At 64.6% G+C, this 22,517-nt stretch carries 20 protein-coding genes and 2 riboswitches; of the genes, 11 read left to right on the top strand and 9 right to left on the bottom strand.

The window, feature by feature from the left end:
• Window positions 1-50: 50 nt before the first annotated feature.
• Window positions 51-1,139, top strand: coding sequence for a DUF3048 domain-containing protein (locus tag B5G34_RS08740; protein WP_087336170.1), 1,089 nt, complete (start codon window positions 51-53; stop codon window positions 1,137-1,139).
• Between the two features lie 44 nt (window positions 1,140-1,183).
• On the opposite strand, the gene gluQRS is transcribed toward B5G34_RS08740, so the two are convergent.
• Window positions 1,184-2,128 carry a tRNA glutamyl-Q(34) synthetase GluQRS gene (gluQRS, locus tag B5G34_RS08735; RefSeq protein ID WP_087336168.1) on the bottom strand — a complete coding sequence of 315 codons (945 nt, stop codon included), beginning with the start codon at window positions 2,126-2,128 and terminating at the stop codon, window positions 1,184-1,186.
• Window positions 2,129-2,214: 86 nt separating this feature from the next.
• Window positions 2,215-2,331: riboswitch (molybdenum cofactor riboswitch) on the top strand.
• 70 nt (window positions 2,332-2,401) lie between these two features.
• Between gluQRS and B5G34_RS08730 the strand changes: the two genes are divergently transcribed.
• The 10 genes from B5G34_RS08730 to B5G34_RS08685 all read left to right on the top strand — a co-directional run bounded on the left by B5G34_RS08730 (window position 2,402) and on the right by B5G34_RS08685 (window position 10,329).
• On the top strand, window positions 2,402-3,427 hold the full coding sequence (locus B5G34_RS08730) for a molybdopterin-binding protein (RefSeq protein WP_087336166.1): 1,026 nt from the start codon (window positions 2,402-2,404) through the stop codon (window positions 3,425-3,427).
• A gap of 2 nt (window positions 3,428-3,429) precedes the next feature.
• The gene (glp, locus tag B5G34_RS08725) at window positions 3,430-4,626 is read left to right on the top strand and encodes a gephyrin-like molybdotransferase Glp (protein WP_087336163.1); all 1,197 of its coding nucleotides are present in this window, start codon (window positions 3,430-3,432) and stop codon (window positions 4,624-4,626) included.
• Window positions 4,627-4,657: 31 nt separating this feature from the next.
• Window positions 4,658-5,137 carry a cyclic pyranopterin monophosphate synthase MoaC gene (gene moaC / locus B5G34_RS08720; RefSeq protein WP_087336161.1) on the top strand — a complete coding sequence of 160 codons (480 nt, stop codon included), beginning with the start codon at window positions 4,658-4,660 and terminating at the stop codon, window positions 5,135-5,137.
• Window positions 5,130-5,633, top strand: coding sequence for a molybdopterin-guanine dinucleotide biosynthesis protein B (gene mobB, locus B5G34_RS08715; RefSeq protein ID WP_242956934.1), 504 nt, complete (start codon window positions 5,130-5,132; stop codon window positions 5,631-5,633). The genes moaC and mobB overlap by 8 nt, the downstream gene beginning before the upstream one ends.
• A complete protein-coding gene (gene moaA, locus B5G34_RS08710; protein ID WP_087336156.1) occupies window positions 5,626-6,600 on the top strand; it encodes a GTP 3',8-cyclase MoaA in 975 nt (324 codons plus the stop codon). The genes mobB and moaA overlap by 8 nt, the downstream gene beginning before the upstream one ends.
• A 4-nt stretch (window positions 6,601-6,604) precedes the next feature.
• Complete coding sequence (locus B5G34_RS08705; RefSeq protein ID WP_087336154.1) at window positions 6,605-7,042, top strand: MOSC domain-containing protein; 438 nt, start codon at window positions 6,605-6,607, stop codon at window positions 7,040-7,042.
• A 2-nt stretch (window positions 7,043-7,044) separates the two neighbouring features.
• Window positions 7,045-7,530: a MogA/MoaB family molybdenum cofactor biosynthesis protein gene (locus B5G34_RS08700; RefSeq protein WP_087336152.1), complete on the top strand. Its 486-nt coding sequence runs from the start codon at window positions 7,045-7,047 to the stop codon at window positions 7,528-7,530.
• Between the two features lie 3 nt (window positions 7,531-7,533).
• Window positions 7,534-7,652, top strand: a riboswitch (molybdenum cofactor riboswitch).
• Complete coding sequence (modA, locus tag B5G34_RS08695) at window positions 7,645-8,520, top strand: molybdate ABC transporter substrate-binding protein (RefSeq protein ID WP_087336150.1); 876 nt, start codon at window positions 7,645-7,647, stop codon at window positions 8,518-8,520. (Overlaps the previous riboswitch by 8 nt.)
• A gap of 55 nt (window positions 8,521-8,575) precedes the next feature.
• Window positions 8,576-9,274 carry a molybdate ABC transporter permease subunit gene (modB, locus tag B5G34_RS08690; protein ID WP_087336231.1) on the top strand — a complete coding sequence of 233 codons (699 nt, stop codon included), beginning with the start codon at window positions 8,576-8,578 and terminating at the stop codon, window positions 9,272-9,274.
• Window positions 9,274-10,329: a sulfate/molybdate ABC transporter ATP-binding protein gene (locus B5G34_RS08685; protein ID WP_087336148.1), complete on the top strand. Its 1,056-nt coding sequence runs from the start codon at window positions 9,274-9,276 to the stop codon at window positions 10,327-10,329. The genes modB and B5G34_RS08685 overlap by 1 nt, the downstream gene beginning before the upstream one ends.
• A gap of 39 nt (window positions 10,330-10,368) precedes the next feature.
• Here the strand turns inward: B5G34_RS08685 and B5G34_RS08680 are convergent, their stop codons facing one another.
• The 8 genes from B5G34_RS08680 to B5G34_RS08645 all read right to left on the bottom strand — a co-directional run bounded on the left by B5G34_RS08680 (window position 10,369) and on the right by B5G34_RS08645 (window position 22,446).
• Window positions 10,369-10,998 (bottom strand): YigZ family protein, encoded by a 630-nt coding sequence (locus B5G34_RS08680; protein WP_087336147.1) that lies wholly within the window; start codon window positions 10,996-10,998, stop codon window positions 10,369-10,371.
• Entirely contained in the window at window positions 10,995-11,528 is a 534-nt protein-coding gene (locus tag B5G34_RS08675) for a GNAT family N-acetyltransferase (RefSeq protein ID WP_087336145.1), read from the bottom strand. Before B5G34_RS08675 ends, B5G34_RS08680 begins: the two co-directional genes overlap by 4 nt.
• Window positions 11,529-11,541: 13 nt before the next feature.
• Window positions 11,542-12,834 (bottom strand): GTPase HflX, encoded by a 1,293-nt coding sequence (gene hflX, locus B5G34_RS08670; protein ID WP_087336143.1) that lies wholly within the window; start codon window positions 12,832-12,834, stop codon window positions 11,542-11,544.
• A 36-nt stretch (window positions 12,835-12,870) separates the two neighbouring features.
• The gene (locus tag B5G34_RS08665) at window positions 12,871-13,374 is read right to left on the bottom strand and encodes a flavin reductase family protein (protein WP_087336142.1); all 504 of its coding nucleotides are present in this window, start codon (window positions 13,372-13,374) and stop codon (window positions 12,871-12,873) included.
• A gap of 267 nt (window positions 13,375-13,641) precedes the next feature.
• Window positions 13,642-13,848 (bottom strand): 50S ribosomal protein L31, encoded by a 207-nt coding sequence (gene rpmE / locus B5G34_RS08660; protein ID WP_007489589.1) that lies wholly within the window; start codon window positions 13,846-13,848, stop codon window positions 13,642-13,644.
• Between the two features lie 127 nt (window positions 13,849-13,975).
• The gene (gene addA / locus B5G34_RS08655) at window positions 13,976-17,545 is read right to left on the bottom strand and encodes a helicase-exonuclease AddAB subunit AddA (RefSeq protein ID WP_087336139.1); all 3,570 of its coding nucleotides are present in this window, start codon (window positions 17,543-17,545) and stop codon (window positions 13,976-13,978) included.
• Window positions 17,546-17,586: 41 nt separating this feature from the next.
• Window positions 17,587-19,026, bottom strand: coding sequence for an alanine/glycine:cation symporter family protein (locus B5G34_RS08650; RefSeq protein ID WP_087336137.1), 1,440 nt, complete (start codon window positions 19,024-19,026; stop codon window positions 17,587-17,589).
• Between the two features lie 96 nt (window positions 19,027-19,122).
• Window positions 19,123-22,446, bottom strand: a complete 3,324-nt coding sequence (locus B5G34_RS08645) for a PD-(D/E)XK nuclease family protein (RefSeq protein ID WP_087336135.1) — start codon at window positions 22,444-22,446, stop codon at window positions 19,123-19,125.
• Window positions 22,447-22,517: the final 71 nt, after the last annotated feature.

Below are 22,517 nucleotides of genomic sequence, written 5' to 3'. Positions count from 1 at the left end.
CAGCATTCCGGTTGACGCCGGGCACTCAGTCAAAATTGGAGGATACCGTCATGGGAAAAAAATTACTGCCCCTGCTGCTCACCCTTCCGCTGCTGCTGTCTGCCTGCGGCGGCACGCCGGAGCCGGAGGACTCCGCCTCCCCTTCCCCCTCACCCGCTCCCACGGTGGAAGTGGCCACGCCCTCTCCCACCCCCTATGACGGCCCCGTCAATCCCCTCACCGGCCTGCCCATCGGGGAGGAATGGGTCAACCGCCGCCCGGTGGCCATTATGCTCAACAATCTGAAGCAGGCCCTGCCCCAGCTGGGCCAGTCCCAGGCCGACATCATCTATGAGATCCCCGCCGAGGGCGGCATCACCCGCATGGTGGGCGTTTACCAGTCCCTGGACGGGGTGGGCACCATCGGCTCCATCCGCTCCGCCCGCCCCTACTATCTGGAGGTTGCCCTGGGCCACGACGCCATCTTCCTCCATGCCGGCGGCAGCGAGGACGCCTACAGCAAGATCAGTCAGTGGGGCGTCACCGCCCTGGACGCGGTGCGGGGCCCCTACCTGGGCAAGACGGAGGGCAGCAACCTGATGTGGCGTGACCCGGTACGCCGTCAGACCTACAGCCTGGAGCACACCGTGGTCACCACGGGACAGACCATCACCGATCTGCTGCCCACCTATAACATCCGCCTGGATCACAAGGAGGGCTACACCTATGAGATGGAGTTTGCCGAAGACGGCACCCCCGCCGACGGTGTAACCGCCAATCAGATCACCGTTCCTGTCTCCACCTACAAGACCGGCCGCTTCGTCTACAACGAGGACACCGGCAAGTACGGGGTGGAGGAATACGGCTCTCCTTACATAGATGGCAATACCCAGGAGCAGGTGGAGGTAACCAATGTGGTGATCCTCAAGACCGCCTGCCGCAACACAGGCGACTATCTGGGCCACATAACGGTGGATCTGTCCAGCGGCGGCAGGGGCTACTTTGCCTGCGGGGGCAAGATCACCGATCTGACCTGGAGCAAGCAGTATCCCAACGGCCAGTTCCACTACACCGACTCCAACGGCGATCCCATCACCTTCGGGGCGGGCACCACCTATGTGTGCATCGTCCCCACCGACTGCGACGTGTCCTTTTCCTGAATCATAAAAAAGGTGCCGCGGCGAATCACGCCGCGGCACCTTTTTTAGAGCTCTTCCGGATGAACCGTAATGTCCTCCGCCGGCACCTTGCCCCAGTCAAAGCACTTGGCCAGCTCCGCCGGGGTCACCGGCTCCGGCCGGTCCAGCTGCCCTGCCCAGAAGGCCAGCAGGCCGGTAAGCTCCTCCGGCGCGAACCGCTGCCGCAGCTCGCCCATGTCCAGGTCCCGTTCCCGCTTGGACAGCCGCCGTCCGTCCGGGGCCAGCAGCAGGGGGACGTGGCAGAACTCCGGGGGCGGAAAGCCCAGCAGGGTGTGGAGCCAGATCTGCCGTGGGGTGGAGTCCAGCAGGTCTCTCCCCCGTACCACCTGATTGATCTCCATGGCCCCGTCGTCATACACCACCGCCAGCTGATAGGCATACACCCCGTCAGACCGGCGGATGATAAAGTCTCCGCAGTCCGTTTGCAGGTTCTCCCGGTAGTCTCCCTGCAATTTGTCCTGAAAGGATATCTCCTGATCTTCAACCGCCAAACGCCATGCGGGACAACGGGTTGCGGATAACTCCCGTTTTTCTTGTTCCGTCAGGTGTTTGCACCTGCCTGAGTAGATGATCTGTCCGTCCGACCGGTGAGGCGCCGAGGCGGCCAGCCGCTCGGCACGGGTGCAGAAGCAGGGGTAGACCAGCCCCATCTCCTCCAGTCTCCGGAATGCTCCGGCGTATAATTCAGTGCGTTCACTCTGGGAATAGGGCCCATGGGGACCGCCAACCTGATACCCCTCGTCCCAGTCCAGCCCCAGCCAGCGCAGATCGTCGGCCACCTGACGGGCGTACTCCTCCCGGCACCGATCCGGGTCCAGGTCCTCCATCCGCAGCACCATGGTCCCCCCGGCGGAGCGCACCGACAGCCAGGCCAACAGGCCGGAAAACAGATTGCCCAGGTGCATCCGTCCACTGGGACTGGGGGCAAAACGTCCCCGCAGCTGTTGCATATGCCCTCTCCCCTTTCCTCCTCAGTATACTATACACCGCCCCTCTTGACCATTGCAATTTTCCGAAAACCATGCTACACTGATGACAATTGGATACGCTCCGAGCGGGACCGCCTAAGGGCAATGCCTACGGCGCACCGCCAGGGTCGGGCTGGAAACGGCGCGGCCTTCCGTCTTTGAAAAGGAGTCTCTTTTACAGGGGGGGTATTGTACCCCTCTGCCTGGAGGTACCGTAAAAAGACGGTACCTCTTTTTTGTTTGGAGGGACATCACATGAAATTGATCGATACCCACGACGCGGTAGGCCATGTGCTCTGCCACGATCTGACGCAGATTATCCGGGGTGTTACCAAGGACGCCCGGTTCCGCAAGGGCCATGTGGTCACCGAGGAGGATATCCCAGTGCTGCTGAGTATGGGCAAGGAGCACCTCTATGTGTGGGAAAAACAGCCCGGCATGCTCCACGAGGACGAGGCCGCCCTGCGGCTCCAGGCCCTGTGCCAGAACGAGCATATGCACGCCACCGCCGTGAAGGAGGGCAAAATCGAGCTCATCGCCGACATGGACGGTCTCTTCCAGGTGGATGTGGAGCGGCTGACCGCCCTCAACGGCGAGGATGAGATCATGATCGCCACCCGCCACACCAACACTGCCGTCCATAAAGGGGACAAGCTGGCGGGCACCCGCATCATCCCCCTGGTCATTGCCGAGGACAAGCTGAAAGCGGTGGAAGAGCGGGCGGGGAGCGGTCCCATCCTCTCCCTCACCCCCTGGAAGCTGAAGACCTGCGGTCTCATCACCACCGGCAGTGAGGTGGCAAAGGGCCTCATTGAGGACACCTTCACCCCCGTCATCATCGACAAGCTGGCCGCCTACGGCATTCAGGTCACGGAGCACTGCCTGCCTGGCGACGACATGGCCGCCATCACCGCCGCCGCCCTGGACTACAAGGCCAAGGGGGTGGACCTGATCCTGTGCACCGGCGGTATGAGCGTAGATCCCGACGACAAGACGCCCAAGGCTATCAAGGACACCGGCGCGGACATCGTGTCCTACGGGGCCCCCGTGCTGCCCGGCGCCATGTTCCTGCTGGGCTACTTCGCCGACGGCACCCCCATCATGGGTCTGCCCGGCTGCGTCATGTACGCCAAGGCCACTGTGTTCGACCTGGTGCTCCCCCGCATCGCCGCCGGGGTACCCATCAGCCGGACTGACCTCAAGGCACTGGGCCACGGCGGTCTGTGCCTGGGCTGCCCTGAGTGCCACTATCCCATCTGTCCCTTCGGCAAGGGGTGCTGACCATGCTCACCGATCTCTCTCTGGAGCAGGCGGTAGAACGAATGACCCAGGGGCTGTCCCCCTTGGGCGTTGAAGTGCTGCCTGCTTTTCAGGCTCTGGACCGCACGCTGGCCCACGACGTGGCCGCCCCCATGGACCAGCCCCCCTTTGACCGCTCCCCCCTGGACGGCTATGCCCTCCGCTCGGCTGACATCGCCGGGGCAGACCGGGAACACCCCGTCCTCCTGCCTGTGGCAGATACCCTGTACGCCGGGGACGCCCCTCACCACCCTCTGGGTCCCGGTCAGGCCATCCGCATCATGACGGGGGCCATGCTGCCTGAGGGCTGCGACTGTGTGCTCCGACAGGAGGACACCGACCGGGGGAACCCTGTTTCCATTTACGCCTCCCTCCCTCCTTATCAAAATTATGTTCGCCGGGGCGAGGACTACCGGGCGGGCAGTCTGCTGCTTCCTGCGGGCGCACGGCTGGACGCTGCCGCCCTGGGCGTGCTGGCTAGTGCCGGCATCACGGAGGTACCGGTCCGCCGCCGTCCCAAAGTGGCTCTGCTCACCACCGGGGACGAGGTGGTGGAGGCGGGCCAGCCCCTGCCCACGGGAAAAATTTACGGCTCCAACGGCGTGCTCCTCTCCGCCCGTCTGGCGGAGCTGGGCATCTCCGTCCTCTGCCGCCACGCCGCCGACTCCCCAGCCGCGGTGGCAAAAGCCATGGCAGAGCTGCTGAATCACTGTGACCTGCTGATCACCACCGGCGGCGTGTCGGTGGGAGACAAGGATATCTTCCACCAGGCCCTCCCCCTGCTGGGAGCGGAGCAGGTGTTCTGGAAGGTGAACCTGAAGCCGGGCACTCCCGCCATGTTTTCCCGCTTCGGCGGCAAACCCATCCTGTCCCTGTCGGGCAACCCCTTTGCCGCCTTCACCACCTTTGAGCTGCTGGCCCGGCCCCTGCTGGCCGCCCTGGCCGGGGAACCCCATCTGCTCCCCCGGCAGAAGCAGGCTGTTCTCACCACCCCCTATGACAAGCCCAGCCTCCGGCGGCGCTTTCTCCGGGGCATCTACCAGGACGGTGAGGCCGCCCTGCCCCAGGGCCACTCCTCCGGCCAGCTGGCCTCTCTGGTGGGATGCAGCTGTCTGGTGGAGCTGCCGGCGGGCGCCCCTCCGGCGGAGGCCGGACAGACCGTTCAGGTCTGGCTGCTGTGACCGCCCCATATCGATTCAACAGGAGGTTAGTATGGAACCTGCTTTCAATCATTTTGACGAGGCCGGCAACGCCATCATGGTGGACGTGACCGGCAAGGACCCCACCTACCGCACGGCGGTGGCCGAGGGTACCATCAAGGTCACCCGCCCCATTCTGGACGCCATTACCGGCCGCACCGCCGCCAAGGGCGACGTGCTGGGGGTGGCCCGGGTGGCGGGCATTATGGCCGCCAAGCGCACCTGGGAGCTGATCCCCCTGTGCCATCCTCTGCTGCTCAGCCACCTGTCGGTGGATTTCGAGATTCTGGAGGAGGTCTGCGCCGTGCGGGCCACCTGCACCGTCAAGCTCTCCGGCAAGACCGGGGTGGAGATGGAGGCCCTCACCGGCGTCTCGGTAGCCCTGCTCACCATTTACGACATGTGCAAGGCCATTGACAAAGGCATGGAGCTGGGGGACATCCACCTGGTCCATAAGGAGGGTGGCAAATCGGGGGTGTATGACCGTGTCTGAGCCCCTGGTGGTGGCGGTGTCCGGGGTGAAAAACTCCGGCAAGACCACCCTCATCGAATCGGTCCTCCCCCTTCTGTCCCAGGCCGGGCTGAACGTGGCGGTGGTCAAGCACGACGGCCACTCCTTCCTCCCCGATCCCCCCGGCACCGACACCGGCCGCTTCATGGCCGCCGGGGCTGCAGGCACCGCCATCTTTGACGGGGAGAAATTCAAGGTGGTCAAGCGCCGGCCGGTAACGGAGGATTTTCTGATCACCCAGTTCCCCGAGGCCGACCTGATTTTGCTGGAGGGCTTCAAATACACCGCCTGGCCTAAGCTGGAGGTGGTGCGCAGGGGCAATTCGGAAGCCCCGGTGTCCGACCCGGCCACCCTGCTGGCTCTGGTCACCGACCTGCCGCTGGAGTGCCCCGGCGCGCCGGTCCTCTCTCTCAATGATCCTCAGGGCGTGGCCCGTTTTCTGCTTCATCTGGTAAAGGAGGGCCTGCCTCATGTATGATCAATTTGGCCGCAACATCCGCTATCTGCGGGTGTCCGTCACCGACCGGTGCAACCTGCGCTGCCGCTACTGCATGCCCGAGGAGGGGGTGGAGTGGGTGGACCACAGCGCCATTCTCTCCTACGAGCAGATTGCCCATCTGGTCCGTCTGGCCGCCGGTCTGGGGGTGGAGAAGGTACGCCTCACCGGCGGCGAGCCTCTGGTGCGCAAGGGCCTGGCCGGGTTGGTCCGGGAGATCAAGGCCATTAAGGGCATTCGTACCGTCAATCTCACCACCAACGGGGTACTGCTGGCCGAACAGCTGCCCGACCTGCTGGAGGCCGGACTGGACGGGGTCAATCTCAGCCTGGACACCCTGGACCGGGAGCAGTTTGCCGCCCTCACCCGGCGGGACGAGCTGCCCCGGGCTCTGGAGGGCCTGGAGGCCGCGCTGGCCGCACCGGGACTCACCGTCAAGGTCAACTGCGTCCCTTCAGGCGGCAACGACGCCCAGCTGGTGCCTCTGGCCTCCCTGGCAAAGGACCGGAACCTGTCGGTCCGCTTCATTGAGCTGATGCCCATTGGTCTGGGGGATACCCTCACCCGCCGCACCGAAGAGGAGGTCCTGGCCCGGCTGGAGGAGGTCTTCGGTACCGCCATCTCCTGCCCCACCGACCCCCTCAGCGGCCCCAGCCGCAACGTGACCTTCCCCGGCTTCCGGGGCCAGGTGGGCTTCATCAGCGCAGTATCCCACCAGTTCTGCCAAAGCTGCAACCGGGTGCGGCTCACCGCCACCGGTTTTCTCAAGACCTGTCTGCAATACGACCACGGGGTGGACCTGAAGGCCCTGCTGGACGCCGGCGCAGACGATGCCACTCTGCAAGCCGCTATGGCGGACGCCATCAACCACAAACCCGCCAGCCATCATTTCGGCGGCCAGCGGGAGGCGGCCGACGAGGGCCGCAACATGAATCAGATCGGAGGATAAGCACATGGGCAAAGTGATCGCTGTCTGTGTCAGTGAACAGAAGGGTACCCAGAAGAAAAACGTGGGCTCCGCCCAGTTCGTGGAGGACTGGGGCATCCAGGGGGACGCCCACGCAGGCAAGTGGCACCGGCAGGTGTCCCTCCTCTCCCACGAGCAGGTGGAGGCCTTCCGGGCCCGGGGCGCTGTAGTGGATGACGGCGCTTTTGGTGAAAACCTGGTGGTGGAGGGCTACGACTTCAAGATCCTGCCCATCGGCACCAAGTTCAAGTGCAACGACGTGCTGCTGGAGCTGACCCAGGTGGGTAAGCAGTGCCACGCCCACTGCGAGATCTACAAGGTCATGGGCGACTGCATCATGCCCCGGGAGGGCGTGTTCACCAAGGTGCTCCACGGGGGCACCATCTCGGTGGGGGATGAGCTCACCATCGTGGAGGAGGGCTGAGTATGCGGGTAGCCATCATCACCCTCAGCGACTCCGGCTATGCCGGACAGCGGGAGGACAAGAGCGGCCCGGTGATCCGGGAAATGGTGGAGGGGGCTGGCTATGAGGTGGTCCACACCGCCCTGCTGCCCGATGGGCTGGAGCCCCTGTCCTCGGAATTGAAGCGGCTGTGCGACAACGACCTGGCCGACCTCATCCTCACCACCGGCGGCACCGGCTTCTCCCCCACCGACCTGACGCCCGAGGCCACCCTGGCGGTGACCGAGCGCCCCGCCCCCGGCATTGCCGAGGCCATGCGGTGGCAGTCCCTCCAGATCACCCCCCGGGCCATGCTGAGCCGGGCGGCGGCGGGCATTCGCAAGCAGACACTTATGGTCAACCTGCCCGGCAGCCCCAAGGCGGTGCGGGAGTGTCTGGAGTTCATCCTCCCCGCTCTGGGCCACGGCCTGGAGATTTTAAGGGGGACTGCGGGCAACTGCGCCCGTTAACATAAGTCCTGAATTCTTCGAGTCCGTCATGCCTAAAATGTATCACATCATGGCGGCGGGCCGGGGCGCTCCTGGAAACGGGGCCGCCTACCATTTTGTAAAGGAGAATGCAGTATGAAAAAAATCCTGTCCCTGATCCTGTCCCTGTCGTTGGTCCTGGCCCTGGCCGCCTGCGGCGGCGATCCCGGCGCCGCAAACAGTCCCGCCCAGAATAGTGAGACCCCTGCGGGCAACACCCCCGCTCAGGAGGAGCCGGTGGATGTGGTGGTGTTCGCCGCCGCCTCCATGGAGGCCACCCTCACCCAGATCGCCGAGCAGTACAAAGAGGTTGCGCCCAATGTCAACCTGATCTTCACCTTCGACTCCTCCGGCACCCTGAAGACCCAGATCGAGGAGGGCGCCGTATGCGATCTCTTTATCTCCGCCGCCCAGAAGCAGATGAACCAGCTGGACGCCGCCGACACCACCGGCACCAACGAGGGTCTGGACTTTGTGCTGTCCGACACCCGCATCAACTTTGTGGAGAACAAGGTGGTGCTGGCGGTCCCTGACGACAACCCCAAGGACATCCAGTCCTTCTCTGATCTGGCCACCGACAAGCTGTCCCTGCTCTGCCTGGGCAACGACGACGTGCCCGTGGGCGCCTACTCCCTCCAGATCCTGGACACTCTGGGCATCGACATCGCCGCTCTGGAGAGCGCCGGTAAGGTGACCTACGCTTCCAACGTGTCCGAGGTGGCCAACCAGGTGAAGGAGGGCGCCGTGGACTGCGGCATCATCTACGCCACCGATGCCTTTACCTATGAGCTCAATGTGGTGGACCAGGCCACTGCCGACATGTGCGACCAGGTCATCTACCCCGCCGCCGTCATGAAGTGCGGCACCGACGAGGCCAGCCAGGCCGCCGCCCAGGCCTTCCTGGACTACCTGCACACCGACGAGAGCGCCATCTCCGTGCTGGAGGGCGTGGGCTTTACCGTGATCCAGTAAAAAACAGGGGCCTGCCGCACAGCGGCAGGCCCATTTGATAAGGCAGGTGATCCCTCTGGACCTCTATCCCCTTTTGAATTCCCTGCGCATCGCCGCCATCTCCACCGTGCTCATCTTCTTCCTGGGCATCCTGGCGGCCTACTATGTGGCCAAGCTGCCCAGGCTGGTCAAGGGTGTGCTGGACGTGGTGCTCACCCTTCCCCTGGTCCTCCCTCCCACCGTGGTGGGCTATTTCCTGCTGCGGCTGCTGGGGCCCAAGCGGACCATCGGGCTGTGGTTCCTAAATATGTTTGACCTGCGGCTGACCATGGTGTGGTACTCCGCCATCTTCGCCTCGGCGGTGGTGGCCTTCCCCCTGATGTACCGCACCGCCCGGGGCGCCTTCGAGTCCTTCGACGTCACTCTGGCCCATGCCGCCCGTACTCTGGGCAAGTCCAACACCTGGATCTTCTGGCGGGTCATGATGCCCTACTGCAAGCAGGGCATCATCGCCGGTACCGTACTGGCCTTTGCCCGTGCTCTGGGCGAGTACGGCGCCACCGCCATGATTACCGGATACACCCCTGGCAAGACCGCCACTATCTCCACCACAGTGTACCAGCTGTGGCGCACCGGAGATGATGCCGGAGCCATGCGGTGGGTACTCATCAACCTGGCCATCTCCGCCGTGGTGCTGCTGGCTGTCAATATGCTGGAGAAAAAGGACCGCCGCCCCCGCCGCCGAACCGTTCCTGTCACCGGGGAGGTGGAGTGATGCGGCTACAGGTTGACATTCACAAGGACTTCGGCAAATTCCGGCTGGACTGTTCCTTTGAAACGGAGAGCGGCCAGGTCACCGGTCTGCTGGGGGCCTCGGGCTGCGGCAAGAGCCTGACCCTCAAGTGTATCGCCGGGATCGAAAAGCCGGACCGGGGCCGTATCGTGCTGGACGGCAGGGTACTTTTTGACTCGGAGCGGCACATCGATCTGCCCCCTCAGAAGCGGCGGGTGGGCTACCTCTTCCAGAACTACGCCCTCTTTCCCAACATGACGGTGGAGCAGAATATCGCCGTAGGGGTACAGGACAAGGCGCTCCGGAAAGAGACGGTAAACCGTCTGATCTCCTCCTTTTACCTGGAGGGGCAGGAGCACAAATATCCCCGGCAGCTGTCCGGCGGCCAGCAGCAGCGGGTGGCATTGGCCCGCATTCTGGCCAGCCAGCCGGAGGTCCTGCTGCTGGACGAGCCCTTCTCCGCCCTGGACAGCTATCTGAAGTGGCAGGTGGAGCTGGAACTGGCCGACATTCTCTCTGCCTTTTCCGGCCCGGTGCTCTTTGTCACCCACAACCGGGACGAGGTACAGCGGCTGTGCCAGCAGGTGTGCGTACTGGACAACGGCCGCTCTCAGGCCGTGATGCCGGTGCATGAGCTCTTTGAGGCCCCCCGCACCCTGTCAGCCTGCCTGCTGTCGGGCTGCAAGAACGTATCCCGGGCACAGCCCACAGCCGGCGGCATGGTGGAGGCTCTGGACTGGGGTGTGACCCTGGACCCGGGGCAGCCCCTGCCGGAGGGACTCACCCACATTGGTGTCCGGGCCCACTACATCAGGCCCGTGGAGGGTCCCGGCCCCAATCGCCTCCCCTGCCGGGTGGAGCGGGTGGTGGAGAACGTGTTCTCCACCGTGGTCATGCTGACCACTCCCGGCGGCAGTCAGGGCTTCTCCTGGCTGCGCATCGAGCTGGAGAAGGAGCGCTGGACTGCCCTGGCAGGCCGTGACCCCCTGTGGCTGGAGCTGCCCGCCAAGGATCTGCTGCTGCTGACCAGTAATTAGAAAGCGTCCCCACGGCATGCCGTGGGGATTTTTCTGCATTCATTTGATGGGTACCGCCCGGAAAGCCTCTCCCAAATTCACGGGAGCCACACCCCCGGCGGTGAGCTCGGTAAGCCGGGCCGCAAAGGCCTCGGTATTCTCTTCGGGCAGCAGCACATGGACGGTGACATCGGCGGCATACTCGCTCTCCCCCAGCACGCCCCCCTGAGCCTCCGCCTCCTGGCGCACCCGCTCGAAGAAGGAGTAGGGACAGGTCACCGCCGTTTCCACCCACCGGCGCACCACCGAGATCCCGGCGGCGTCCAGGGCGTCCTTGGCACTTTGGGTGTAGGCCCGCACCAGGCCTCCCGCCCCCAGCAGCACCCCGCCGAAGTAGCGGGTCACCACACAGCACACGTTGGTGACCTCCTCCCGCTGGAACACGTTGAGCATGGGCTGTCCGGCGGTACCCTGGGGCTCCCCGTCGTCGGAGTAGCGCTCCACGCCCCCCTCCTTGATCCGGTAGCACCAGCAGTTGTGGCGGGCGTCGTAGTACTTCTTTTTCATGGCCTCGATGTAACCCCGGGCCTCCTCCTCGCTCTCCACCGGCCAGACATGGCCGATGAACCGGGAGCGCTTCTCCACAAATTCCGTCTCAGAGGCGGCGGTGGGAATGTAGTATTCCGTCATCTGCCCTCCCACTCCCTTCTGGTGATGGCGAAGTAGTGGGCCAACCGGGTCTCTCCCAGCTGCTCCACCGGCTCCACTCGGGACAGGCGGTAGGTCATGCCGCATTTCTGCATCACCCGCTTGGACTTGCGGTTGCCGTCGTAGTAGGCTGCCCAGATTGCCTGGTAGCCCAGGTCGGCAAAGGCGTGGCGGAGGATGGCCTCCACCCCCTCGGGGATCAGGCCCTGGCCCCAGCAGTCCCGGGCCAGGGAGTAGCCCACCTCCTCACTGGGAGTACCCAGCTCGGTGCGGTGCTTGCCCACAAATCCGGCGGAGCCGATGAGACGCCCGTCGGACTTCTGAATGACCGCCAGGGTATCAGAGGGCAGGAAGATGTCCCGGATCACCCGCAGACTCTCCTCCACGTCGGCATGAGGCTTCCACCCCGCCCAGGGGCCCACCTCCGGGTGGCTGGCGTAGGCGTACAGGCCGGCCGCGTCCTCCTCGGTAAAGGGACGCAGCAGCAGGCGCTCGGTCTCCAGTGGTTTCATGGTGTTGCCCTCCTTAATCTTCCCAAAACTCCTTGGGGGGCGTCCAGCCGGACACAACATAGTCCTTCAGCCGGCCCAGCTGGATGGGGGTACACACGGCCTCCACCTCGATGGTCTCGCCGTAGTCCACCCGCTCCACCTTGGCCTCCCGGTGGAGCAGATCCAAAACGCCGCCCTTGTCGTAGGGCAGGTGGAGCACCACACGGCAGGCACCGGTATCCAGCCGGTCGCCGATCTTACTCAGCAGCTCGTCCAGCCCCTGGCCGGTTTTGGCGGAGATGGACACAATGTCCTCCCCGTGAGGCAAAATCTCGCTGGGGCAGCGGTCGATCTTGTTGAACACGTCGATGCGGGGAGTCTGCTCCGCCCCCAGCTCGCAGATCAGCTTCTCCACCACCTCGGCCTGCTCCCGCCACTCCGGGTTGGAGGTATCGATGACGTGGAGCAGCAGGTCGGCGTAGGACAGCTCCTCCAGGGTGGCCTTGAAGGCCTCCACCAGATGGTGGGGCAGCTTGCGGATGAAGCCTACCGTGTCGCTGAGGAGCACTGTGCAGGTATCGGAAATCTCCAGAGTGCGGGTGGTGGTGTCCAGGGTATCGAAAAGCCGGTTGTTGGCGGGGATGTCCGCCCCGGTCAGCTTGTTGAGCAGGGTGGACTTGCCCGCGTTGGTGTAGCCTACGATGGCCACCACCGGCACCTCGTTTTTCTCCCGGCGGGCCCGCTGGGTGGAGCGCACCCGGCGCACCTGCTCCAGCTCCTCCCGCAGCTTCTGGATCTTTCGGCGGATGTGCCGCCGGTCGGTCTCCAGCTGGGTCTCACCGGGGCCGCGGGTACCGATGGCGCCCTCCTGCCGCTCCAGGTGGGTCCACATACCCAGCAGCCGGGGCAGCAGGTACTGGTACTGGGCCAGCTCCACCTGGAGGCGGCCCTCCTTGGTGCGGGCCCGCTGGGCAAAGATATCCAGAATAAGGGCAGCCCGGTCCAGCACCTGCACCTTCAGGTCCTCCGACAGGGCCCGCTGCTGGGAGGGAGACAGGGGGTTGTCCACGATGACCATGTCGGCCTCCATGGCGTCCACCAGCTCCTTTACCTCCGCTACCTTGCCCTCGCCGATGAAGGTACGGGGATCGGGGGTGTCCTTGTTCTGAAACACGGTGCCCACGCATACGCCGCCCGCCGTCTCCAGCAGGTCGGCCAGCTCCTCCATGGAGGAATCGTCGGCGTTTTCCGCCTCGGACAGGCAGTGGGCGTTGAGGCCCACCAGCACTGCCCGGTTGATGGCTTTTTTCTCTTGGTTTTCTGTCATGTGTCCTCCGATGGGCGCAGGCTGTGCGCCCCCGCATTATTTTTTCCGCAGAACTTCCACGATCTCACCGATGAAGATACGGTGATAATCCTTCTCTGGGTACCACTTGCTGTCGATCTCCCCGTCCAGGAAGTGGGTGGGGTCCATGTCCTGCCAGTAGGCTTTCTTGCACACCAGCACCAGGTCGGCCTCCTCAAAGTAGGGGGCCCCCTCCGCCGTGGCTACGGTAAAGCCGCACTCCTTCACCTTATCCACATCCCGGCCGCTCTTGGAACCGCAGAGGGCCAGGGCCTTCCGGTATTGCTCTCCGAAGAAGCACAGGGTAAAGGTGTCCTCCCGCTCCACGAACTCCAGGGTGTACCGCTGAGGCCGGATGTATACCGTGGCCACCGGCTTGCCCCACAGCACCCCCAGGCCGCCCCAGCTGGCGGTCATGGTGTTGTACTGGTCTTGTTTTCCGGCGGTAATGAGCATCCACTGATCCCCGATCAGGGAAAAGACGTTCTGGTCCAGAGCCTTGGGATCGATTTTCTCAAACATGGTACGCACCTCCTGTTATCTCCCCTATTATATGTGTCTTTTCCGAAAAAAGAAAGGTGCTGTTCCTGCTGGTGACGGATATTCGCCGGGCCAGGATCTTTTTTGTCAGGCAAGCAGTTTTCCCGCAGGCATACTTTGTGTATGGCAAGGGGAAACTGCGCGGCATGGCGGAAAAGGGCCGGCCCCGCGGATGTCCGGCATCAGCAGGTACAGCACCATTGAAAAAAGGGCTCGCACCGAAACCGGTACGAGCCCTCAGAGACGAACTTACTTCTTGTCCAGGCCGAACTTCTTGTTGAAGCGGCTGACACGTCCGCCAGTATCCACCATCTTCTGCTTACCAGTGAAGAAGGGGTGACACTTGGAACAAACTTCCACGCGGATGTCCTTCTTGGTAGAACCAGTCTCGATCACGTTACCGCAGGCACACTTGATGGTAGTCTGCTCGTAGTTGGGATGGATGCCTTCCTTCATGATGTGTTCACCTCTTTCTCGTTCCGGATGAAGCGGCGCAGCAAACCTCCACGCCTTATAAACGCTAGAATATGATAGCACAACGGCTGGTGGATTGCAACAGTTTTTTTCAGAAATTTTCAAATTCCTACAGGTCGATCCCCTGATTCAGGGCAAAGAACCACAATACCCGGCGGATCACCTGTTTCCCGGTGATCTCCTCCAGGGCACGGCTGTAACCCTCCAGCTGGGGCCGGTAGTGCTCCGCCCGCTCCGCCACGGTGCGTTTGGTCACCCGGTCGGTCTTGAAGTCCACCACCGTGATGCCCTCCAGGGTCTCATAGCAGCAGTCCACCACGCCCTGGAAGAGTACCTGCTCCCCCTCCCCCGCCTGGGGGTAGTAGCGGCTGGCAGGCTCCAGGATGGAGAACTTGAACTCCCGCCGCAGGGAGACCGAGGACAAAAGCGCCTGGCCCAGGTCCGACTGGAAGAAGGCGGCGATGGGGGCCGGGTCGGCAGCCTCCCCCTGCTGGGGGGTGATGTACTGCTCCGCCACCAGCCGGTCAATCTCGGCCTGTACCCCTTCCACCGTCTCAGCCTTTTCAAAGTCAATGTATTGCAGCACCTGATGGAGGGCGGTGCCCCGCTGGGCGGCGGTAAGCCCCATCTCCTCGGCGGCAAACCGGGGTCTGCCGAAGCTGAGAGGCCGGGCGGGCCGCGGGGCCTCCTCCGCCGCCTCTTCATCCAGTCCCCGTCCCTTTAGCTGGGTAGCAGTGAGCTTGGAGGGAATGGTCACCTCCGCCCCATGAGGATAGGTCCAGCGCAGCAGATCGGTCAACGCCCGGCCATCCTCCCCTTGCACCTCATCCGCCGCCTGGGCGGGAGCTGTCCAGTGCCGTGGCGGCGCCTGCGTCAGCGGTGTGCCATCCACAAACTGGATCTCCCAGTCCGGGCCGAAGGGAGCGTCCGGAATCGCCACCTCCTGGCCCGCCGCCCGGCGGAGGGCTCCCCCGTCGGGGCGGCACAGGGCGGCCAGCAGCACCCACTGGCCCACGCTCTGGCAGCCCAGCAGCACCTGGGGGTCCACCGGATACCCGCTGTCCCCCGCCAGCTTCTCCAGGTCCTTTCCGCCGCCGGTGAGGGCCACCGACAAAATCAGCTTCTCCTTGGCCCGGGTCATGGCCACATACAGCAGCCGCAGCTCCTCCGCCATCATCTCCCGCTCCAGCTGCCGGGCCACCGCCATCCGGGCCAGAGTGGGATACTCGATGCCACGGTCCATATCCAGCCCCTTGGGGCCCACCCCCAGCTTGGGGTGGAAGAGGATGGGACGGCTCATATCCTCCCGGTTAAGCCGGCGGGCCAGCCCACACAGCAGTACCACCGGGAACTCCAGGCCTTTGGACTTGTGGATGCTCATGATGCGCACCCCACCGCCGGTACGGCCCGCCGTGGGCGGAGCCAGCTTGGCCCCATTCTCCCGCAGCCGGGTCAGGTAGGTGAGGAAGCGGAACAGGCCCTTGTGGCCCGCCCCCTCGAACTGCCGGGCCAATTCCGCCAGGGCCAGCAGGTTGCCCTGCCGGGTCTCCCCCTCCCCCATGGCGCCGAAGATGCCCAGCAGATTGGTGCGGTCGTAGATGTGCCACAGCAGCTGGTGGCTGCTCATATCCCCCGCGCCGAACCGCAGGTCGTCCAGCTCGGCCAGAAAGGCGCGGCTGTCCTCCCTGTCGTCTGCGGCCAGGGCGGCGTAAAAATCGGTGTCCGGGCTAGCAGCCCGAATCTGGGCCAGCCGGTCGGCGGAGAAGCCGTACACCGGGGAGCGCAGCACCGAAATGAGGGCCACGTCCTGCCGGGGGTTGTCTACGATCTGGAGCAGGGACAGGGCCACCGAGATCTCGGTGGAACCGAAGAAGTCCCCGCCTCCCTCGGCCTCCCACAAAATGTCCCGCTCGCCCAGGGCCCGGGCATAGTGGCGCAGCACCGTATTGGGGGAGCGAAGCAAAATCACAATGTCAGAGGGCCGCACCGGCCGGGTGCCCCCCTGCCCGTCAGAGACAGGGAAGTGTTCATCCAGCAGCTCCCCGATGCGGCGGGCGGCAAACCGGGCCTCCAGCAGGTCCCGGCTCACCTTTTCCGCCCCCTCCTCCCCGTCCATATCCCCATCCAGGGCGTCCAGTTCCACGCAGTAGGTGGGGTCCGGTTCAAAGGGAGCCCCGGGGTAGAGGGCCTGGTCGTCGGAATATTCCATCTCACCAAAAGGCACCGACATGATGGCCCGGAACAGGTAGTTGCTCCCCTCCAGCACCTCCGGCCGGGAGCGGAAGTTGCGGGACAGGATGACCCGCCGCTCCTCCCCCTCCATCGCCTCGGTGTAAGGCTTGAAGGTACGGTATTTGCCCAGGAAGATGGTGGGATCGGCCAGTCGGAACCGGTAGATGGACTGCTTCACATCGCCCACCATGAAGAGGTTGGTGCCGTCCCTGGACAGGGCGGAGAAAATGGCATTCTGTACCTCGTTGGTGTCCTGGTACTCATCCACCATGATCTCGTCGTACCGGGTACTCCACTGGCGGGCCAGTTCGGTGGGCCGGCCGTCCTCCCCCACCAGCAATTTGACCGCCATGTGCTCCAGGTCGGAGAAGTCCAAGAAACCTCGCCGGGCTTTTTCAGTGGCGTAGGCCGCTTCAAAGTCCCGCACCAGGGCAAACAGCCCCCGCATGGCAGGATAGACCGTCCGCAGATCGGCCAGCAGGTCCTCCCCGCTGTCGGCAAACCAGTCCTCCAGCTTCTCCAGCCGCTTTTTGCAGGCGGTGCGGATGGCCTTCACCCGCTCCACAGCGGCAGGGTCGTCCACCATCTTTTTCCGCCCCACGGTGGGGAAGGGGATGGGCAGCAGGGCCCGGGCTTCCTCCCAGCCCCGGCCCGCCGCTTTCTCAAATTCCCCCAGGGCTCTGGCAGTCTCGGCCACGCTGTCGCCGTAGTTGGCCAGCAGGTTGGCGTCCCGCTCACACAGGTCCCGGGCCTCCTCCATCCGCCGCCGCCAGTAAGCCGCCTGCCCGGCGGCATCGGCCAGCAGCAGCGCCCCCCAGGGGGTCTGGACCGGATCGGTCACCCCCTCCAGAGCAAAGGTGCGCTCCTGCCCGGCCAGCCAGGCAGCGGGATCGGGGTGGGCCTGGACCCTCCCCCGGATATCCAGTACGATCTGCACCAGGCGCTGGTCGTCCCGTCCGGCGGACATGGTGTCCACCAGCCGGGCAAAATCGCTGTCCGGCTGGATGTCCTCATAGCGCTTGTCCAGCACATCGTTGAGGGCGCGGAGCATCAGGATGCCCGCCTCCCCCTCGTCGCACAGGCGGAAATCCGGGTCGATGTCCAGCAGGTGGCCGCACTCCCGCAGCAGCTGGGCGCAGAAGGCGTGGACGGTGGAGATGCCCGCCTTGTACACCAGGGTGGCCTGACGGCGCAGATGGCTGTCGGCGGGCCGCAGAGCCATCCGGTCGGAGATCTCCTCCACGATACGGCCCCGCAGCTCGGCGGCGGCGGCCTTGGTGTAGGTGATGACCAGGAAGCGGTCCACGTCGGCCCCCTCCTCCACCCGGGCCAGCAGACGCTCCACCAGCACCCGGGTCTTGCCGGAGCCCGCCGCAGCGGACACCAGAAGGCCGCCCCCCCGGTTGTCCACCGCCGCCTGTTGTTCTTCTGTCAAGGAAAAGGCCATCTGGTTTCCTCCTTTCTATGGGGCCGGATTTGATCGACCGATTATCTGCCCTCCCACTTGCGGGCGTGGGCCTCGTCCCAGATCTCGGGATCGCCGATGCCCACTTCCTCGTAGCGGTACACCGGGTTCTTGCCCGCCTTCTTCTGGTCCACATAGTCCTTGAGCACCTTCAGGGCCTTGCCCCCCAGCAGCAGGATAGCCACCAGATTCACCAGGGCCATCAGGCCCATGAGCACGTCGGCCAGATCCCACACCATGGAGAAGCTCATCTGGGCCCCGATGAAGATGGCCGCCACGCAGGTCAGCCGGAAGATCAGCAGGCCCACCTTGGAGTCCCGGATGAACCGGAAGTTGGACTCAGTATAGTAGTAATTGCCCACCAGAGAGCTGAAGGCAAAGAGGAAGATGGACACGGTGATAAAGATGGGGCCAAAGGGGCCCACCTGGGCATGGACCGCCGCCTGGACGAAGTTCATGCCCTCGCTGTAGGCGTCGATGGGCACGCCGGACAGCAGCAGCATGAAAGCGGTGGTGGAGCAGATGAGAATGGTGTCGATGAACACAGAGAGCATCTGTACCAGGCCCTGCTTCACCGGGTGGGACACGTCGGCGGCGGCCGCCGCGTTGGGGGCGGAACCCATGCCCGCCTCGTTGGAGTAGAGGCCCCGCTTGATACCCTGCATGATGCAGGAGGCGCCGATGCCGGCAAACATGGCCTTGGGGTCGAAGGCCTGGGAAAAAATGAGGGAGATCATGTGGGGCACCTGGCCAATGTTCTTGACGGTGATGAACAGGCCAAGGGCGATATAGATGGCGGCCATGACCGGCACGATGCCGGAGGTGATGGCGCTGATGCGCCGCACGCCGCCGAAGATGCACACCCCGGTAAGGATGGCCAGCACCGCGCCCACCACGGCGGGCCAGATGCTGGTGGCATAGTTAGGCAGATAGTACTGGAGGGCAGAGCCGGCGTTGTAGGCCTGGAGGGCGTTGAAGCCGTAGGCAAAGCAGGCAATGAGCAGCACGGCAAACACCACGCCGAAGAAACGGCTGCCCAGGGCCTTCTGAATATAGTAGGCTGGGCCGCCCACCCAGTTCTCCCCGTGCTTCTCCTTGTAGCACTGGGCCAGGGTGCTCTCAATGAAGGCGGAGGCGGCGCCGATGAGGGCCAGCAGCCACATCCAGAATACCGCGCCGTAGCCGCCGATGACGGTGGCGGCAATGATGGCGTTGGCCACGCCGGCGATGTTGCCGGTACCCACCCGGGAGGCGGTGGAGATCATCAGGGCCTGGAAGGAGGAGATATCCTTGCCGTCCTTCTTCCGCTCCCCCAGCACCCGGATGGCCTCCGGGAACAGGCGAAACTGCACCCCCTTGGTCCGGATGGTGAAGTAGAGCCCCGCGAAGATGAGCAGGGCGATGAGGATATAGGTGTAGAGGAAGTTGCTGGTATTGCTTAAAAAGCTTCCAAAAAACGCCATGTGGTTGTAATTCCTTTCTTTGATCCTTACCTGGATTTTATCTTTTTCCCATGGGATTCAAACAGCTAATTGTCCGGGAAATACCTGAGGGGGAGTTCAGTCCTTCTCCTGCTCCACAGCCGCCCAGAAGTCCTCGCCTTTGACGGTGGGCAGCCACCGCTTTTTGTCGCTCCCTCTGCCCTCCTCAAAGTGGCAGGCGGCGGCATAGTCGCACCACTGGCAGGCGTTCTGCTCCGGGCCCCGCCAGAAGGGGTCGGCGTTGATATTGCCCGCCGCCAGCTCCTGGCCGATCTCCCGCAGGACGTGGTCGGTGTGGCGGGACAGCTTGCCCAGCCGCTCGGCGGACACCAGTGCGTCGCCGGTGATCTGGCCGCTTTTGTTCACCCGGACGGGCAGGAATCGGACGGGCCCCTCCTCCGGGTCCTCCATGGCGGCCAGCACGGCGGGGTCGTCCAGCACCACGCCGCGGCGCCGCAGCTCGGCGTCCACCTTCTTCTGCCGGGCCTGGTCGCTCATAGCCCGGCTCCCTGCCACCACCGCGTCTCTGGCTGGCAGGTAGAGGACGCCAGCCCCTATCACATCTTGCTTGTAAAGCTCTTTTCCCTCACGCTCCAGCGTAAAAAGATAGAGCAGCATCTGAAGGCCCATACCGTGCCAAATATCTGTCAAGTCAAAAGACTTGCGTCCCGTCTTGTAGTCTACGATCCGCAGGTAGAGCCGCCCGTCGTGCTCCCAGCCGTCCACCCGGTCCACAAAGCCGGAGATGCTGACGGTGACCCCGTCCACGCTGAGCTCCACCGGGGGCAGATCCTTGCCGCTGCCGAAGCCCAGCTCAAAGGAGATGGGCTGGAACCGGGAGGCGCGCAGCTCCTCCGCCACGTTTTCCACCACGGCGTACACCGATTTGCGCAGGCGGCGGAACAGGTATTGGAACCGGGCGTTCTCGTGCTCCAGTCCTCCCAGCTCCTCCGCCACATAGCGCTCCACGACCTGATCGGTGAGGGTGCGCAGCTCCTGGGGGGAGACCTCCTTCACGCCGCCCCTGTCCTTACAGGCTTTTAAGACGTGCTCCAGCACGTCGTGGATGAAGGTGCCGTACTCGGGGGCCTGAAACCCGGCGGCCCGCCGGGGCTCCGCCTTCAGGCCGTACTGCATGAAGTAGGAGAAGTGGCAGGCCTTGTACTTGTCCATCCGGGAAGCCGACATAGGCACCCGCCGTCCGTAGAGCACATCCACCGCCGGGCGGGACAGCCGTCCCCGCTCCCGGCTGGCGGCGGTGGTCATCCGCTCCACCAGGGGGGCATACTCCGGCAAAGCATTGAGAGCAGATGCCGCCTGGGAAAACCGCCCCGCCAGCTCCAGGGCGGGCCGGGGAGCCGCCAGACGGAAGGAGCCGTCCAGCCTCCCCTCCTCCACCCGGCGCAGGTGGGGGAACATGGCCTTCAGCCGGGAGCTCAGGAAGGAGGGGCGATGCTCCTCCCCCTCGGCCCCGGCGGCCGACCAGCAGACATAAAATTTCTCCCGGGGCAGGGCGCAGGTCTCATAGACAATGGTCATCTCCCGGTACAGCTTGTCCCCCGTCCTTGGGGCGGGCTCCAGGCCGTAGGAGGCCAGCAGACTGCGGTCGTCGTCGCTGAGCAGCCCCGGCGAGGGGGCCACCGCCGGGATGGCGCCGTCGTCCGCCCCCAGCAGGAAGACCGCCCGATAGCCCTTGTGGGCCAGTCGGGGCATCTCCCCGGCATTCACCCGGTCCAACGACACCGGGATGGCGCCCACGTCGTACTGGGAGAGCACCAGGGAAAAGAGCCGTGCAAACTCCTCCAGCTCCATGGGGGTGTCCCCCAGGATCTGGGCGCACTGCTCCAGGCCGCCGCACAGGATCTCCCACAGCTGGGCGTACTCCTCCGCCAGGGCGGCCTGATCCCGCTGCCTTAGTTCCTCCGTCCGCCGGGCCAGCTGCCCGGGCACCTCCATGGCCTCCAGAAAGCGGTAGAGGGCCATGGCCTGACCCTTCCCCGTCTTATCCGGCTGCCTGCGCAGCTCCTCCAGGGGGGCGGTCACCTGCCGCCGCAGGGCGTTGAGCCGGGCCAGCAGGGCGGTGTCCTCCTCGCTGAATTTGCGGCCGTAGCCCTTGGGATGGTTGGTCCAGTCCTTCTTGCCCGTCCAGGCGCTCCCCTCCAGGCTCCAGGTGAGGGCATAGTTCTCCAGCAGGTCCACATCCTCCTGACTCAGACCGGTGAGGCCGGTTTTCAGGCAGCGGAACAGATCGTCATACCGGTAACCCCCGGACACGGTGTCCAGGGCGGCGGTAATGAGGGTGAGGATAGGCTTTTCCAGAATGTCGCTCATGCGGCTGAGGAAGACCGGTATCCCGTAGCGGGCGAATACCGTCTCGATGGTTGGGCCGCAGCCCTCCAGGCTGCGGGCGCACACCGCGATGTCCCGGAAGCGGAAGCCCTCCTCCCGCACCAGGCGTAAAATCTCCGCCGCCGTCCACTCCACCTCGGAGTAGGGGGTGTTGGCGGTAAAGAGGGTGATCTCCTCCCCGCCCTCCTCCAGAGGGGCGGGCCGGGCGGCAAACAGCTGGCTCTCCAGGTGGGCCAGGGCGGCGCTCCGGCCGGTCCGGTCTCCGGTCAGCACTTCCACCTGGGCGGGCACTCCCCGGTCCTTGGCCAGCCGCAGCAGCTGCCGGGCGGTGCGCCGGGCGGGCGAAAAGATACCGGTCCCCCCCTCGTCCTCCTCCAGCTTGTCACAGGTGAGGGCCACCGTCACCGAGGTCCCCTTGTCCAGCAGGGCGGAGAGCACCTGCCGCTCCTGGGGCGTGAAATCGGTGAAGGCGTCCACATAGAAATCCTTTCCCGCTGCCCAGTCTGTCTCTGCCAGTACCTGGGCCAGCCGGGTCAGCTTGTCCCGGGGATCGGCCCACCGCTGGGCGGTCATGGCCTCGTAGGCGCCGTAAATGAGGGAGAGGTCGGTAAGCTTGTCCCCTTCCCCGCCGCCGGTCTCGCTGCCTGCCGTCCACAGCTGTTCCGGGCTGATGCAGCAGCTCTTCAGCTCGTCCACCGTGGCCAGCAGGCTGCTGAGGAAGGCGGGCTTGCGGGAGGGCCGCTGGTACACCTTCAGCTGGTCGGCCACCGACTTGAGGGCGGTACACAGCAGCAGCAGCCGGCCGCCCCCGTCCAAAGTGGGAGCCGCCAGGCCGCCGTGGGCGGAAAACACCCGGTTGGCCAGCCGGGTGAAGGAGAGAACCTCGGCGTGGAGGGAAATTGCGTTGCCGCCAATGGCGCACAGCTGCCGCTCCATGTCGTGGGAGTGCTGCTCCGGCACGATCAGGACCTGAGGCCGGGGCGTCTGTCCCATGGCTGTGAGCATGGCGTGGGTCTTGCCGGTGCCTGCCCGGCCCAGCAGCAGCTTGAGCATATGGATCCCTCCTTTCCGGTCAGTGGTGAGATTATAGCATATTTACCGCTCCGGCACAATGGACAAAGGCG

Origin of the sequence: Flavonifractor sp. An82, from assembly GCF_002159265.1 — a bacterium.
In the GTDB taxonomy this organism is placed as follows: domain Bacteria; phylum Bacillota; class Clostridia; order Oscillospirales; family Oscillospiraceae; genus Flavonifractor.
The sequence above is the reverse complement of the archived record's forward strand: the minus strand, read 5'-3'. Positions and strand labels throughout refer to the sequence as shown.

Excerpts from the sequence above, each read along its gene's own strand:
- B5G34_RS08680 (WP_087336147.1), bottom strand. The coding sequence starts at position 10,998 with ATGACGGAATACTACATTCCCACCGCCGCCTCTGAGACGGAATTTGTG.
- B5G34_RS08730 (WP_087336166.1), top strand. The coding sequence starts at position 2,402 with ATGAAATTGATCGATACCCACGACGCGGTAGGCCATGTGCTCTGCCAC.
- glp (WP_087336163.1), top strand. The coding sequence starts at position 3,430 with ATGCTCACCGATCTCTCTCTGGAGCAGGCGGTAGAACGAATGACCCAG.
- moaA (WP_087336156.1), top strand. The coding sequence starts at position 5,626 with ATGTATGATCAATTTGGCCGCAACATCCGCTATCTGCGGGTGTCCGTC.
- hflX (WP_087336143.1), bottom strand. The coding sequence starts at position 12,834 with ATGACAGAAAACCAAGAGAAAAAAGCCATCAACCGGGCAGTGCTGGTG.
- B5G34_RS08675 (WP_087336145.1), bottom strand. The coding sequence starts at position 11,528 with ATGAAACCACTGGAGACCGAGCGCCTGCTGCTGCGTCCCTTTACCGAG.
- moaC (WP_087336161.1), top strand. The coding sequence starts at position 4,658 with ATGGAACCTGCTTTCAATCATTTTGACGAGGCCGGCAACGCCATCATG.
- modA (WP_087336150.1), top strand. The coding sequence starts at position 7,645 with ATGAAAAAAATCCTGTCCCTGATCCTGTCCCTGTCGTTGGTCCTGGCC.
- B5G34_RS08740 (WP_087336170.1), top strand. The coding sequence starts at position 51 with ATGGGAAAAAAATTACTGCCCCTGCTGCTCACCCTTCCGCTGCTGCTG.
- B5G34_RS08645 (WP_087336135.1), bottom strand. The coding sequence starts at position 22,446 with ATGCTCAAGCTGCTGCTGGGCCGGGCAGGCACCGGCAAGACCCACGCC.
- gluQRS (WP_087336168.1), bottom strand. The coding sequence starts at position 2,128 with ATGCAACAGCTGCGGGGACGTTTTGCCCCCAGTCCCAGTGGACGGATG.
- B5G34_RS08665 (WP_087336142.1), bottom strand. The coding sequence starts at position 13,374 with ATGTTTGAGAAAATCGATCCCAAGGCTCTGGACCAGAACGTCTTTTCC.
- B5G34_RS08700 (WP_087336152.1), top strand. The coding sequence starts at position 7,045 with ATGCGGGTAGCCATCATCACCCTCAGCGACTCCGGCTATGCCGGACAG.
- B5G34_RS08685 (WP_087336148.1), top strand. The coding sequence starts at position 9,274 with ATGCGGCTACAGGTTGACATTCACAAGGACTTCGGCAAATTCCGGCTG.
- addA (WP_087336139.1), bottom strand. The coding sequence starts at position 17,545 with ATGGCCTTTTCCTTGACAGAAGAACAACAGGCGGCGGTGGACAACCGG.
- B5G34_RS08705 (WP_087336154.1), top strand. The coding sequence starts at position 6,605 with ATGGGCAAAGTGATCGCTGTCTGTGTCAGTGAACAGAAGGGTACCCAG.
- rpmE (WP_007489589.1), bottom strand. The coding sequence starts at position 13,848 with ATGAAGGAAGGCATCCATCCCAACTACGAGCAGACTACCATCAAGTGT.
- B5G34_RS08650 (WP_087336137.1), bottom strand. The coding sequence starts at position 19,026 with ATGGCGTTTTTTGGAAGCTTTTTAAGCAATACCAGCAACTTCCTCTAC.